This is a genomic window from Ferrovibrio sp. GW821-FHT12D07 (genome assembly GCF_058807275.1).
Genome location: NZ_JBXAQN010000001.1, coordinates 227,055 through 240,565, shown reverse-complemented (window position 1 = coordinate 240,565; position 13,511 = coordinate 227,055). Strand labels below are relative to the sequence as shown.

Here is a 13,511-nt window from a genome sequence, read left to right as displayed (position 1 = left end):
CTCACTCGAACAGGCCCGGCGGCCAGACCGGCACCGGCAGCGCCAGCACCTTGACGAACAGCAGCACGGACAGCCCCGCCATCACGCAGCCGAACAGCACGGCCTCGATGGGGCGCACCTCTTTTGTGGCGACAGCCGCCACGACGATGCAGGCCAGCGCAGCCAGCACCAGACCGGCGCGTTCGGCCAGCAGGGCGAAGACACCAACCGACAGCGCGATGCAGATCAGCGGCCGCAGCTGCACGGCGGCGATGCCCTGCCAGGCCGATACAACGCCGCGGATCAGGAAAAAGACGCCAAAGGCGATCAGGCCGAAGGATACGGCGCGCGGCACATACCCTGGCCCCATGTCGGAGGCGATGCCGACGGAAAGCCTCCTGGTCGCGACGAGGCAGATCGTCGCGACCAGGATCAGGAACAGGCCGAGGAGGAGGTCCGGCCAGTCAATACGCTTCGTCACGGGTTACGCTCAGTCGTTGGCAGGCTTGATGCCGGCTTCCTTGATGATGCCGCCCCAGACCTTGATGCTGTTGGCGAGCCAGGTCTTGAACTCGTCAGGCGAGCCCACCTTCACCACGCCGCCCTGCTCGGCGATTTTCTGCTGCACGTCGGGCATGGCGAGAATCTTCTTCAGCTCGGCATTCAGGCGGTTCACGGTCGCCGGCGGCGTGCCGCCAGTGGCCAGGAGGCCCTGCCAGGTTCCAGACTCGCCGGCCGGAATGCCAGCTTCCTTGAAGGTCGGCACATCCTTGGCCGTCGACAGGCGTTCGTCGCCGCTCACCGCGATGCCGACCAACTGCTTGTTGGCGACAAACGGCAGCGTCGCGGTCGTGCCGTTGATGATCACGTTGCTCTCGCCCGAGACGACGGCGCGCGACGCGGCGGCGCCGCCTTTGTAGGGCACGGCCTTCCATTCCAGGCCGAGCTGCTTGGCGATCATCACGCCGGTGATGTGATTGACCGCGCCGACGCCGGAATTGGCCACTGCCAGCTTATTCGGATTGGCCTTGGCATAGGCGATCAGTTCTTTCGCGTTGGTGGCGGGCACCGACGGATGCACGGCCAGCACATACGGGCCGAACATCACCATGCCGACCGGCGCGAGGTCCTTCTCGACGTTATAGCTGAGATCGGGGAACAGGCTCGGCGCAGTGGAGAGCGAACCGACATCGAGCAGCAGCAGGGTATGGCCGTCAGGTTTCGCCTTGGCCACGGCATCGGCGCCGAGATTGCCGGCAGCGCCGGGCTTGTTCTCGACCACGACCGACTGGCCGATCGCTTCGGAGAGTTTCGGCCCGATCAGGCGGGCGAGAATGTCGGATGTGCCGCCGGGCGCAAAGGGCACGATGATGCGCACGGGACCCTTGAAGTCCTGCGCTGATGCAGACTGGGGCGCGGCAAAGGTGGCGACGGCAGCGATGGCCGTCAGGGCGACGGCCTTGATCAGGGTGTTCATCGGCGTTCCTCCAAGAACGTGTGCATGCATGGGATGCGCAGGCGGTCTGTGCCGCCTCTGCCGGCATGGTAGTGGACAATCCATGCTGCACTAAGTTAATTTCAGGATAGATCAATACCTTTTTTGGATTGATGTTCGAACTCGGACAGCTCAGATGCTTCGTCGCGGTGGCCGAAGACCTGCATTTCGGTCGCGCCGCCCGTCGTCTCAACATGACCCAGCCGCCGCTCAGCCGGCAGATACAGCTGCTGGAACATGCGCTTGAGGTGCGTCTGTTTGAACGCACCAGCCGCTCGGTCGTGCTCACCCCGGCCGGCGCCGGTTTTCTCCCTGAAGCGCGGCGGCTGCTGCGTCTGGCCGAGGCGGCGGCGCTGTCGGCCAAGCGCGTGGCGCGTGGCGAGGCCGGCCAGGTCACCATCGGCTTCACGGCTGCCTCGGGCTACGATTTCCTGCCCAAACTGCTGGCCACCTTCCGCAATGCTGCGCCCGATATCGACATCATCCTGCGTGAGATGGTTTCGGCCGATCAGCTCGAGGCGCTGGCCACCGGGCGCATCGACATCGGATTGATCCGGCCGCCCTTCAGCCGCGTCGACCTGGAATCGACATGCGTGGTGCGCGAGCCGCTGCTGCTGGCCGTGCCGGCCGGTCATGCGCTGGCCAAGGCCGATGCGGTCTCGCTCGCCGACCTCGACGGCCAGCCGATGATCACCTATTCGCCGTACGAGGCGCGGTATTTCTACGATCTGCTGGCGGCGATTTTCGCGGAAGCCCGCGTCGCGCCGTCTTATGTCCAGCATATTGGCCAGATCCATTCGATCCTTGGTCTGGTGAAGGCGGGGCTGGGACTCGCCCTGGTGCCGCAGGCGGCCGGCAATCTGCGCTTTCGCGGCGTGGTATTGCGTCCCCTCGCCATCAACCCGAACCGCATCGCCGAACTGTATCTGGCCTGGCGCCGTGGCACCGGTAACCCCTCGGTGCCCGTGCTGGCCGCTCTGCTCGGCTGATACGCTGCATTGCAGCAGCGGAACCAATTGAACGAACCTATAAAAACGGCGTTACAAAGGGCTGCAACGCCGTTGCCCGGCCTGCGGAATCGCAGGACGATGACGGCCGATAAAACAACAAAAACCCTGGAGGATTACCCGTGATGAACCATGCCATTCCTGCCGGCCTGGCTGCGGCGCTTGCCGTTTCGCTGGCCGTTGCTACCCCGGCTTCCGCCCAGTCAAACTCTACCCCGGGCGTGAAGATCGGCGTGCTCAATGACCAGTCGGGCGTCTATGCCGATTACGGCGGCAAGTGGTCGGTCGAGGCGGCCCGCATGGCCATTGAGGATTTCGGCGGTAGCGTGCTAGGCCACAAGATCGACCTGATCTCGGCCGATCACCAGAACAAGCCCGATCTCGGCTCCTCCATCGCGCGCCAGTGGTATGACACCGACAATGTCGACATGATCACCGAACTTACCACCTCTTCGGTGGCGCTGGCAGTGCATGAACTGTCCAAGGCCAAGGGCAAGATCGACATCGTGGTTGGTGCGGCCACCTCGCGCATCACCGGCGATGCCTGCCACAGCACCGGCTTCCACTGGGCCTATGACACACGCGCATTGGCTGTGGGCACCGGCGGCGCACTGACCAAGGCGGGCGGCGACAGCTGGTTCTTCCTCACCGCCGACTATGCCTTCGGCTACCAGCTTGAGGAAGATACCGCCAAGATCGTCACGGCGTCCGGCGGCAAGGTGCTCGGCGCGGTGAAGCATCCGCTGAACGCCACCGACTTCGCTTCCTTCCTGCTGCAGGCGCAGACCTCAAAGGCCAAGGTTGTCGGTCTGGCCAATGCCGGTGGCGACACCATCAACTCGATCAAGCAGGCGGCCGAATTCGGCATCGCTGCCGGCGGCCAGAAGCTCGCCGGCCTGCTCACCACGCTGGCGGAAGTGCATGGCCTCGGCCTGCAGGTCGGCCAGGGCCTGGTGATCACGGAAGGTTACTATTGGGACAATGACGACAAGTCGCGCGAATTCGGCGAGCGTTTCATGAAGCGCACCGGTCGCATGCCCAACATGATCCAGGCCGGCACCTATTCGGCCACGCTGTCTTACCTGAAGGCGGTGAAGGCGGCCAATACCAAGGATGCCGCGGCCGTCGCCAAGAAGATGAAGGAACTGCCGGTCGACGACTTCTTCGGCCAGGGCGGCAAGGTGCTGTCGAACGGCCGCATGATCCATGACATGTATCTGTTCGAGGTGAAGAAGCCGTCCGAGAGCAAGAAGCCCTTCGATTATTACAAGAAGCTGGCGACCATTCCGGGCGAGCAGGCTTTCTTCAAGGTCGAAGAGAGCGGCTGCAAGATGTAACGCGCGCCCGCTATCGCTGCGGGTAAAGACGGGCGGGTGTTTTCACCCGCCCGTTTTCATTTGTGATGTTCGTCACGCGATCCAGGGGCGCACCACACGAACCAGTAAACTGCCGGTGATCGGCGACGTCCGGCGCGGCGGGCTCCGCGTAGGTAGCGATGCATACCGGGGGATTGGCCCCATCGCACCTGGAGCCCTAACGATGACATCGTTTCGTATACTCATGTCTGCCGCAGCTTTCCTGCTGCCGGCTCTCGCTCTCAATCCATCCGTCGCGCATGCCGATGACGGCAAGCTGCTGGCTACCGGCGGCGTCAGCCAGGTGGAGGGCGCCGGTGGTGGCGGCCTCACGCCCTGGGCGCTGATCACCGGCTACGGCACGCGCGACAGCGTCGGCTTCACCGGCCATTACACCTATGTGCCGCTGCGCGATTTCACCCTGCAGACGCCCGGCGTGGCGGTCGGCCTCTATGACCGCGTCGAGCTGTCCTATGCCAAGCAGTTCTTCTCCACCGAGGATGTCGGTGCGACGCTCGGCCTGGGGCAGGACTTCACCTTTGAGCAGGACATCATCGGCGTAAAGGTGAAGCTGTTTGGCGACGCGGTTTACGATCAGGACAGCTTCCTGCCGCAGGTCGCGGTCGGCGCGCAGTATAAGAAAAACGATGATGGCCGCACCCTGCGCGCGCTCGGCGCCAAGGACGACGAAGGCATCGATTACTATGCCAGCGCCACCAAGCTGTTGCTAGCGCAGAGCCTGCTGCTAAACGGCACCGTGCGCATGACCAAGGCCAACCAGTTCGGCCTGCTCGGCTTCGGTGGCGACAAGAATGACGACTACAAGGCGCAATTCGAGGGATCGGCCGCCGTGCTGCTGTCCAAGCGCTTTGCCGTCGGTGCGGAATACCGCATGAAGCCCGACAACCTCAACGTCGCCAAGGAAGACGACGCCTGGGATGTCTTCGCCTCGTATTTCATCAACAAGAATGTCTCGGCCACGCTGGCCTTCGTCAATCTGGGCAACATCGCCGGCGTGCCGGGCGTGACTCCCACGCATGACCAGACCGGCGCCTATCTGTCCATGCAGGTCAGTTTCTGATCCCCCGTTTTCCAGGAGACACACCATGATGACGTTCACTGACAAGATTTTCTCGACCTCGGCCGCCGTTGCCCTGCTGGTGGCCATGCTGGGCATGCCGGTCGCAGCCCAGACCAACGACAGCCTCTACCGTGATCTCGGCGGCAAGGAGAGGATCGAGGCCTTCACCAACGATTTCGTCGATATTCTGCTGCAGGATGCGCGTATCAAGGAGTTCTTCAAGGAAACCAATATTCCACGCCTGAAGATGCTGCTGGCCGAGCAGTTCATCTCGCTGGCCGGCGGCCCGGTGAAGTATTCCGGCGCTGACATGAAGTCCGTCCATGCCGGCCTGAATATCCGCAATGCGGATTTCAACGCGCTGGCCGAAGACCTGCAGATCGCTATGGATCGCGCCAAAGTGCCGTTCTTCACGCAGAACCGCCTGATCGCGCTGCTGGCGCCGATGCAGCGCGACGTCGTCACCAAGTAAGGAGAAGAACTGCCATGCGCATGCGGTATCTTCTTGCCGCCGCGGCCATGCTCGGCATCGGTGCCGGCAGCCTGGCCTCGATGGCGGCCGACAGCATCAGCATCTCGCAGAAGGGCCGGGCATTCAGTCCGGCCCAGATCGAGGCGCGCGTCGGCACATCGGTCGTGTTTCACAACGACGACGCCATTTCACACAATATCGCAGTAACGATGCCCAGCGGAAAAAGAGAGCAAAGCAGCCTGCAGCCGCCCGGGAAGGATTACGCCCTGACGCTGGCTGAGGCCGGCACCTATCAGGTCAACTGCCTGATCCATCCGAAGATGGTCATGGCGATCGAAGCGAAATAGAAAGATCGCCGTCGCTCAGAAATGCCGACAGAAATGTTGACCGGGGTCAGCGGCCGCGCTTGCGGGCCGCTGCCTTCTTTTTCGGTGCCGGCTTCCTGACGGCGGCTTTCTTCACGGCCTTCTTTTTCGTCGGCGGCTTCTTCGCAACCTTTTTCTTCACGACTGTCTTCGCAGTCTTTTTCTTGGCGGCCGGTTTTTTCGCCGCGCCAGCCCTCTTGGCCGTTTTCTTTTTCGCGGCTTTCTTCTTTGTCGCCGGCTTCGCCGCAACCGTCTTCAAGGTGGTCGGCTGCAGGGCCGGCGGCACGATCTCATGGGGCCGGCCGGCATTCAGCATCAGCAGCGCCATGTCATCCAGGTCGGCCGAGAGCCGGCCCAAGGTGACGCCGCCGGCATGCAGCAGGCAGTGCACGCCCTGGTCGCTGATCGCCTTCACGGTGGCAGCCACCGGAGTCTCGCCGGACAGTTTCAGCTTCACGCGGGCGCCAAGGGCGATGTCGATCCTGGGCGCGAAGAGGCAGCCGGCCAGCGACAGGTTGGTCACCGTGCCGGGAATCACTTTCCCGTCATGCTCAAGCTCTGCGGTGATGCTGGTATCGCGGCGATCGAAGCGACGGCGATTGGAGGCTGCGGCCTTCTTGGCCGGCTTGCCGGACTTGCCTTTGGACAACGCCATAGTATTCCCCTGCTGAACACGACAACACTAACCATACGGCCCGATTCTTGGGAAGGGGCCAATAAGGCTTGGGGGCTATGACAAAGCCATGGCGACTGCAATGGCTTTTCATTACAGTGTCCAGTGTCTGTTTCATCAATCGATTCAAAAAGCATCGCCATGTCCGCGCGAATCCCGCCGGAGCCCGTTCTCTGGGCCTTGTCGCGCCATAACGCCTATCTCAACAGCCGCCCGGGCGGGACACGCCTGCAGCAGCGCGGTGGGGATTTTGCCGATCTGCGCCTGGACGGCGCCACCCTGGATGATGCCATCCTGCCCGGCTGCAGCTTTGCCGGCTCTTCCCTGATCGGGTCGACGTTCCTGCGGGCCGACCTGTTCGGCGTCGATTTCACCCGTAGTAATCTGACCAAAACACAGTTCGACCGCGCCGACCTGCGCGGCACGAACTTCCTGATGGCGACGCTGAAGCAGACCTCCTTCCGTCAGGCCGACCTGCGTCCGGGCCAGATCGTGCAGCATGTTGCCGATGAAAGCGGTGGGCAGAAGGAAAAGAGGCAGGACGTGCCGGTCAACATGTCGGGCGCCAATCTGGAAGAGGCCAATCTGGGCCATGCCCATATGGATCAGGCCAACCTGTCCAATGCCCATGCGGTGAATGCCACCTTTGCCGGGGCCTCGCTGTTTTCGGCCAATCTCACCGGGGCCGATCTTTCGGGCGCGGATTTCTCCGGCGCCAAGCTGAAGGACACCAATTTCGTCGGCGCCAATCTTGATGGCGCCAAGCTGGCCAACTGCGATCTGCGCGGTGCCAACCTGCGCAGCGTGGATCTGAGCAACACCGACCTGAGCGGCGCCATGATGCAGGGCGCGATCTATCGTGGCGCCAAGCTGCCGACCGAAATCGAGGAAAAGCTGGCCAGCCATGGCAAGTGGATCGCCTCCAACGGCCTGTCGGGCGAGCGCGCGGTGTTTTCCAACATGAAGCTGCCCGGCCTCGATTTCTCCAGCTGCGACCTGCGCGCCGCGGTCTTCCACGAGACTAACCTGGCCGGCGCGCATTTCACCAAGAGCCAGCTTTTGTTCGCCAGCTTCGTCGGCGCCGATCTGCGCAAGGCCAATTTCGACCAGGCCAGCATGGGTGGATCCAACATGTCCGGCGGCCTGCTGATGGGTGCTACCTTCCGCGGCGCACAACTGGTGGGCGTGGAGATTTACAACGCCCTGAACCAGCGCACCGGCAAGACCATCTTCCCGCGTTTCGACAATGCCGACCTCAGCGGTGCCGACCTGCGCGGTGCCGTGATCGAAGGCGTGGATTTCGCCAGCACGACGTTCGACAAGGTCAACATCGCCGGCACCAATCTGCGGCAGTGCACCGGCATGCATGTCACCAAACGCGTTTGAGTTGCCACAATTTTCCTTGGAAACTCGCTTTTTTGTCAATTCTACCGGTGAGAATTGGTAAGAATTACACTTAACGGTTGCGCGGAAAACTGCCCCATATTAGCGTTTAGTAACTATCCCGTTCGCGGATAGCCGCAGATGCTGGTTGAACCATGGCAGACCGTATTCTTCCGACCCACGAGGTCCAGGTCGTCCTCTCCCGTCACGCCGCCTTCCTGGCCGGCCGTCCGGGTGGTTCGCGCCTGCAGCAGGCGGGCGGCCATTATGAGAATATGCGGCTCGACGGCGTGAAGCTGGACGATGCCATTCTGTCCCGCGCCGGTTTCGGCAACGCCTCGTTGTCGGGTGCCCATCTGCGCCGTGCCGATCTCTTCTGCGCCGATTTCCAGAATGCCGACATGACCCGCGTGGTGCTCGATCGCGCCGATCTGCGCGGCGCCAATATGGGTCGCGCCATCCTGCGTCATGCCTCGCTCAGCCAGGTCGATCTGCGACCGGGCCAGATCATGATCGCCGAGACCAGCGAGAGCAAAAACGTCAACGCCAATCTCGACGGCGCCAAGCTCGACGGCGCCGATTTCAAGAATGCCCAGCTTGATGAAGCCAATATGGCTGTCTCCTCGGCCTCGGGCACGAATTTCTCCAATGCCAGCATGTTCGCGGTGAACCTGGCCGGCGCCGACCTTTCGGGCGCCAACATGTCGGGCGCGAAGCTGAAAGACGCCAACCTGATCGGCGCCAACCTGCAGGGTGCCAAGCTTAAGGGCGTGGACCTGCGCGGCGCCAACCTGCGCAATGTCGACATGAGCAAGGTCGATCTTGATGGCGTGTCGCTGCAGGGCGCGATCTATCGCAAGGGCGACCAGCTGCCCGAGGAGATCGAGGAAATCCTGAAGGCGCACAGCCTGTGGATCGCCACCAACGGCGCCGAGGGCCAGCGCGCCGTGCTCAGCGGCCTGAAGATGGACGGCTGTAATTTCTCGGGCTGCGACCTGCGCGGCGCCGAACTGCATAATGCTTCGCTGGAAGGCGCAGATTTTTCCAACGCCCAGATGATGTTCGCCAGCTTCACCGATGCCAATCTGACCAAGGCGACCTTTGACCTGGCGGACCTTAGTGGAACCAATTTCACCAAGGCCGGCATGGGCGGCAGCCGCTGGCGCGGCGCGCGCGTGGTCGGCGTCGATATCTTCAATGCCCGCAACCAGCGCACCGGCAAGGTGGTCTACCCCCGGTTCGAGCAGGCCGACCTGACCGGTGCCGACCTGCGCGGCGCCACCTTCGAGGGCATCGATTTCACCGGTGCCAATATGACCGGTGCCAACATGCAGGGCACTGAGCTTCGCCAGTGCGTCGGAATTAATAACCGCTAACCTGCGGGAAATACGCTTGGCGGGCGAATAAGAGCCTGATTTACTCTAGCTGTAGAGCTCCGTTGGCGTCCTATCTGCCCGGGCTTCCCGTATTCCGTGAGACCTGAGGCATGAGCGAACTCCGATTTCCTCCGCAAGCGATCACCGTCGCCCTGTCGCGGCATGCGGCCTGGGCTGGCGGACGGGGCGAAGGCGAGCGCCTGCAGCGTCGCGGCGAGGATTTTTCCTTCCTGCGTCTGGATAACGCCAAGCTGAACGACGCCGTGCTGGCGCGCTGCCTGTTCACCGGCGGCTCGCTGGTGAAGTCCGAACTGCGCCGCGCCGATCTCTTTGCGGCCGATTTCATGCGCGCCGACCTGTCGGGTGCGATCCTGGATCGCAGCGACCTGCGCGGCGCCAACATGATGAAGACGGTGCTGCGCGGCGCCTCGCTGAACCAGGCCGATCTGCGGCCGGGCCAGATCATCATCGATGGCGGTGAGTCCAAGACCCAGAACGCCAATCTGACCGAGGCCAAGCTGGATGGCGCCGACCTGCGCTCGGCCCAGCTCGATGAAGCCAACCTCTCGGTCTCCTCGGCGACCGGCGCGAATTTCTCCAATGCCAGCATGTTCGCAGTGAACCTGGCCGGCGCCGACCTCTCGGGCGCCAACATGACGGCCGCGCGCCTGCGCGACGTCAACCTGATCGGCGCACGGATGGATGGCGCGCTGCTGCAGGGTGCCGATCTGCGCGGCGCCAACCTGCGTAATGTCGATCTCAGCAAGGTGAACCTGAAGGGCGTCGACCTGTCCAATTCGGTCTACCGCAAGACCGCCAGCCTGCCGACTGAAATCGAAGTCATCCTGCATGCCCATAGCCGCTGGATTGCCACTGGCGGTGCGGAAGGTGCGCGCGCCATCTTCAACGGCAAGAAGCTGGCCGGCTCCGATTTCTCCAGCTGTGATCTGCGTGGCGCGGAGATGCATGGCTGCGATCTGCGCGGCGCCGATTTCAGCTCGGCCCAGCTTCTGTTCGCCAGTTTCCTTGGCGCGGAACTCAACAAGGCCAATTTCGACCAGTCCGATCTGGGCGGCGTCAATTTCACCAGCGCGCAGCTGGCCGAGGCCACGTTCCGCGGTGCCAAGCTGGTCGGCGCGCCGCTGTTCAGCGCCAGCCACCAGGCCACCGGTCGCACGCTCTATCCGATCCTGATCGATGCCGACCTGACTGGTGCCGACCTGCGCGGCGCGGTGCTGGATCATGTCGACCTGAGCCGCGCCAAGCTCGCGCGCGCCAATTTCGCCGGCGCCGATCTGCGTCACTGCGTCGGCCTCAGCGGTGCGGCGTAAACACTTTCCGTATACGAACGCCTGACCGAAAGGCGTAGTGCAATTCCGTTGGCGGTCGTCAGGTGGCGGGCTACAGTGTCAGTCCATCGCTGACAGAAGGCCACGATGCCCGACCGCCATCTTCCACCTCCCGATCTGATTCATGCGATCTCCCGGCATGCCGCCTACATGGCGCGGCGCAGCGGCGGCGAGCGTCTGGTGCGGCGCGACCGGGATTTCTCCTGGCTCGTGCTGGATGGCGCGCCGCTCGACGATGCCGTTCTGGCCGGTTGCCGCTTCATCGGCGCGGGCCTGGCCAAGGCCTCCTTCCGTCGTGCCGACCTGTTTGCCGCCGATTTCGCCGTCGCCGAGTTGAGCAACGCGCAGCTCGATCGCGCCGATCTGCGCGGCGCCAATTTCAACACCGCCAAACTGTGCGGCGCTTCGCTGCGCCAGGCCGACATGCGGCCGGGCCAGATGATGATCGACGACCAGGAGAGCGGCACGCGCAAGCAGGTCACCACGCTGCGCGGCGCCGATCTCGATGGCGCCGATCTGTCGCTGTCGCAGCTCGAGGGTGCCGACATGGCAGTGGCTTCGGCGCGCGGCAGCAGTTTCGCCCAGGCCAATCTCTACGGCGTCAATCTCGCCGGAGCCGATCTCAGCGGCGCGGATTTCACCGAAGCCAAAATGAAGGAATGCAACCTGCTGGGCGCCAAACTGAATGGCGCCAAGCTGCAGGGTGCCGATCTGCGCGGCGCCAATCTGCGCAATGTCGATCTCACGGCTGTCAATGTCGCCGGTGCGAACCTGACCGGCGCCGCCATGCGGAATGCCAATCTGGCGCTGGCCGGCGAGATCGAAGCCATTCTGGCGGCGCATTCGCGCTGGATCGCCACCGGCGGCAGCGAAGGCACGCGCGCCCTGTTCGGTGGCCGCAAACTGCCCAAGGCGGATTTTTCCGGCTGCGACCTGCGCGCCGCCGATTTCTCCAGTGCCAATCTGGCCGGCGCATTCTTCACCGGGTGCCAGCTTGCCTTCACCAATTTTACCACCAGCGACCTGCGCCGCGCCAATTTCGATGGCGCGATCTGCGGCGGCACCATCTTTGCCGGTGCTGATCTTGCTGCCGCCAGTTTCTGCGGAGCGCGCCTGCTGCCGGCGGAACTGACCGGCGCCGATGGACGTCCCACCGGCCGCATGTTCGCGCCCCAGTTCGCCGGTGCGAAACTGCAGGCTGCCGATCTGCGCCGCGCGCGGATCGAGGGCGTGGATTTCGCCAGGGCGCTGTGCGCCGGCCTGGACCTGACCGTCGCCACACTGGTTGACTGCCTGAATGTCCCCGAGCCCGAGCCGATGCTCACGGTCTCGCTGAAGAAATCGCCCGATCAGTTCAAGTCCGACGTCTGAACAGAAAAAGCCGGCGCAGTTTCCCGCGCCGGCTTTGGCTTCCGTGGAGGAGGGGGGGGCTTACTCCGCGGCGGCCTTGTCTTCACGCAAACCCAGGCGCTGCGCCACGCCCGCGCCATAGGCCGGATCGGCCTTGGCGAAATGTGCGATCTGGCGACGCTGGATGAATTCCGGCACCGGGCGCATGGCCCCGGCGATGGCATCCATCAGGCGGGCCTGCTGAGCGGTATCCATCAGGCGGAACAGCTGGCCGGCCTGGCCGTAATCGTCGTTGCCATCGCGATGGCTGTAGCGATCCGCATCGCCGCTGATTTTCAGTGGCGGTTCGGCCGCATGGGCCGACTGCACCGGTCCGCTGAAGCTGTTCGGCTCATAGTTCGGTCGTGAGCCGCCATTGCCATCCACCCGCATCTGCCCGTCACGCTGGTAGTTGTGATACGGGCATTTCGGCTGGTTCACCGGAATCTGGCCGTGGTTGGCGCCCAACCGGTAGCGATGCGCATCGGCATAGGCGAACAGCCGCGCCTGCAGCATCTTGTCGGGCGAGGCGCTGATGCCTGGCACCAGATTGCCCGGCGCAAACGCCGCCTGCTCGATCTCGGCGAAGTAGTTATCCGGATTCCGGTTCAGCTCCACGATGCCCACCTCGATCAGCGGGTAGTCGGCATGCGGCCACACCTTGGTCAGGTCGAAGGGATTATACGCCGTCTGCTCCACATCCAGTTCCGGCATCACCTGCACCGACATCGTCCATCGTGGGTATTCTCCACGTTCGATCGCGTCATACAGATCGGCCTGCGCGCTTTCGCGGTCGACGCCGATGATCTTCTCGGACTCGGTAGCGGACATGCTCTTCACGCCCTGGTGGCTGTGGAAGTGGAACTTGACCCAGAAGCGCTCATTGGCATCGTTGATGAAGCTCAGCGTATGGCTGCCATAGCCGTTTACATGGCGATAGCTCAGCGGCAGGCCGCGGTCGCCGAACAGATACGTCACCTGGTGCAGGCTTTCCGGGCTCAACGACCAGAAGTCCCACATGGCGGTGGGATTGCGCAGGTTGGTGCGCGGATCGCGCTTCTGCGTATGGATGAAGTCAGGGAATTTCAGCGGGTCGCGCACGAAGAAGACCGGCGTGTTGTTGCCGACCAGGTCGAAGTTGCCTTCGCCCGTATAGAACTTCAGCGCAAAGCCGCGCACGTCGCGTTCGGCATCGGCTGCGCCGCGTTCGCCGGCGACGGTCGAGAAGCGCAGCAGCAGATCGGTTTTGCTGCCCGGCCTGAACAGCGCGGCTTTCGTGTATCTGGTGATGTCCCTGATAACGGTAAGCGTGCCATAAGCGCCCGAGCCTTTGGCATGCACCACGCGCTCGGGGATGCGCTCGCGGTTGAAGGCCGCCAACTTCTCGATCAGATGCACGTCCTGCAACAGCAGCGGACCGCGCGGACCGGCGCTCAGCGAATTCTGGTTGTCGGCGACGGGTGCGCCTGTACTTGTCGTCAGGGTCTGGGGGGTGGTCTTGGTCAGGGCTGGCTCCTCAATCGGGTCGTGATGCCCGTGAGAAGAGGCTAGCCAGTCAGGATGGATCGGGGAAATTGATTGTTTTTA

13 protein-coding genes are annotated in these 13,511 nt (G+C 63.3%); 9 read left to right on the top strand and 4 right to left on the bottom strand.

The window, feature by feature from the left end:
- Position 1: 1 nt before the first annotated feature.
- Together AC1RRE_RS01225 and AC1RRE_RS01220 are read right to left on the bottom strand one after the other, a co-directional pair.
- A complete protein-coding gene (locus AC1RRE_RS01225; protein WP_492979223.1) occupies positions 2-460 on the bottom strand; it encodes a tripartite tricarboxylate transporter TctB family protein in 459 nt (152 codons plus the stop codon).
- A gap of 9 nt (positions 461-469) precedes the next feature.
- Positions 470-1,456, bottom strand: coding sequence for a Bug family tripartite tricarboxylate transporter substrate binding protein (locus tag AC1RRE_RS01220; RefSeq protein WP_492979222.1), 987 nt, complete (start codon positions 1,454-1,456; stop codon positions 470-472).
- Positions 1,457-1,587: 131 nt separating this feature from the next.
- Between AC1RRE_RS01220 and AC1RRE_RS01215 the strand changes: the two genes are divergently transcribed.
- The 5 genes from AC1RRE_RS01215 (at position 1,588) to AC1RRE_RS01195 (ending at position 5,736) form a co-directional block, all read left to right on the top strand.
- Positions 1,588-2,463 (top strand): LysR family transcriptional regulator, encoded by an 876-nt coding sequence (locus AC1RRE_RS01215; protein WP_492979221.1) that lies wholly within the window; start codon positions 1,588-1,590, stop codon positions 2,461-2,463.
- Between the two features lie 143 nt (positions 2,464-2,606).
- A complete protein-coding gene (locus AC1RRE_RS01210; protein WP_492979220.1) occupies positions 2,607-3,818 on the top strand; it encodes an ABC transporter substrate-binding protein in 1,212 nt (403 codons plus the stop codon).
- A gap of 223 nt (positions 3,819-4,041) precedes the next feature.
- Positions 4,042-4,917 (top strand): DUF3034 family protein, encoded by an 876-nt coding sequence (locus tag AC1RRE_RS01205; protein WP_492979219.1) that lies wholly within the window; start codon positions 4,042-4,044, stop codon positions 4,915-4,917.
- Between the two features lie 25 nt (positions 4,918-4,942).
- Positions 4,943-5,389, top strand: coding sequence for a group I truncated hemoglobin (locus tag AC1RRE_RS01200; protein ID WP_492979218.1), 447 nt, complete (start codon positions 4,943-4,945; stop codon positions 5,387-5,389).
- A gap of 14 nt (positions 5,390-5,403) precedes the next feature.
- Positions 5,404-5,736, top strand: coding sequence for a cupredoxin domain-containing protein (locus AC1RRE_RS01195; RefSeq protein WP_492979217.1), 333 nt, complete (start codon positions 5,404-5,406; stop codon positions 5,734-5,736).
- 46 nt (positions 5,737-5,782) lie between these two features.
- Here the strand turns inward: AC1RRE_RS01195 and AC1RRE_RS01190 are convergent, their stop codons facing one another.
- Positions 5,783-6,409, bottom strand: coding sequence for a PilZ domain-containing protein (locus AC1RRE_RS01190; protein ID WP_492979216.1), 627 nt, complete (start codon positions 6,407-6,409; stop codon positions 5,783-5,785).
- Between the two features lie 159 nt (positions 6,410-6,568).
- On the opposite strand from AC1RRE_RS01190, the gene AC1RRE_RS01185 reads away from it, so the two are divergent.
- The 4 genes from AC1RRE_RS01185 (at position 6,569) to AC1RRE_RS01170 (ending at position 11,906) form a co-directional block, all read left to right on the top strand.
- On the top strand, positions 6,569-7,813 hold the full coding sequence (locus tag AC1RRE_RS01185; protein ID WP_492979215.1) for a pentapeptide repeat-containing protein: 1,245 nt from the start codon (positions 6,569-6,571) through the stop codon (positions 7,811-7,813).
- Positions 7,814-7,965: 152 nt separating this feature from the next.
- Positions 7,966-9,186, top strand: a complete 1,221-nt coding sequence (locus AC1RRE_RS01180) for a pentapeptide repeat-containing protein (protein WP_492979214.1) — start codon at positions 7,966-7,968, stop codon at positions 9,184-9,186.
- A 110-nt stretch (positions 9,187-9,296) separates the two neighbouring features.
- Positions 9,297-10,517 (top strand): pentapeptide repeat-containing protein, encoded by a 1,221-nt coding sequence (locus AC1RRE_RS01175; protein WP_492979213.1) that lies wholly within the window; start codon positions 9,297-9,299, stop codon positions 10,515-10,517.
- A gap of 105 nt (positions 10,518-10,622) precedes the next feature.
- A complete protein-coding gene (locus tag AC1RRE_RS01170; RefSeq protein ID WP_492979212.1) occupies positions 10,623-11,906 on the top strand; it encodes a pentapeptide repeat-containing protein in 1,284 nt (427 codons plus the stop codon).
- Between the two features lie 60 nt (positions 11,907-11,966).
- Here the strand turns inward: AC1RRE_RS01170 and AC1RRE_RS01165 are convergent, their stop codons facing one another.
- Positions 11,967-13,406 carry a catalase gene (locus AC1RRE_RS01165; RefSeq protein WP_492981318.1) on the bottom strand — a complete coding sequence of 480 codons (1,440 nt, stop codon included), beginning with the start codon at positions 13,404-13,406 and terminating at the stop codon, positions 11,967-11,969.
- Positions 13,407-13,511: the final 105 nt, after the last annotated feature.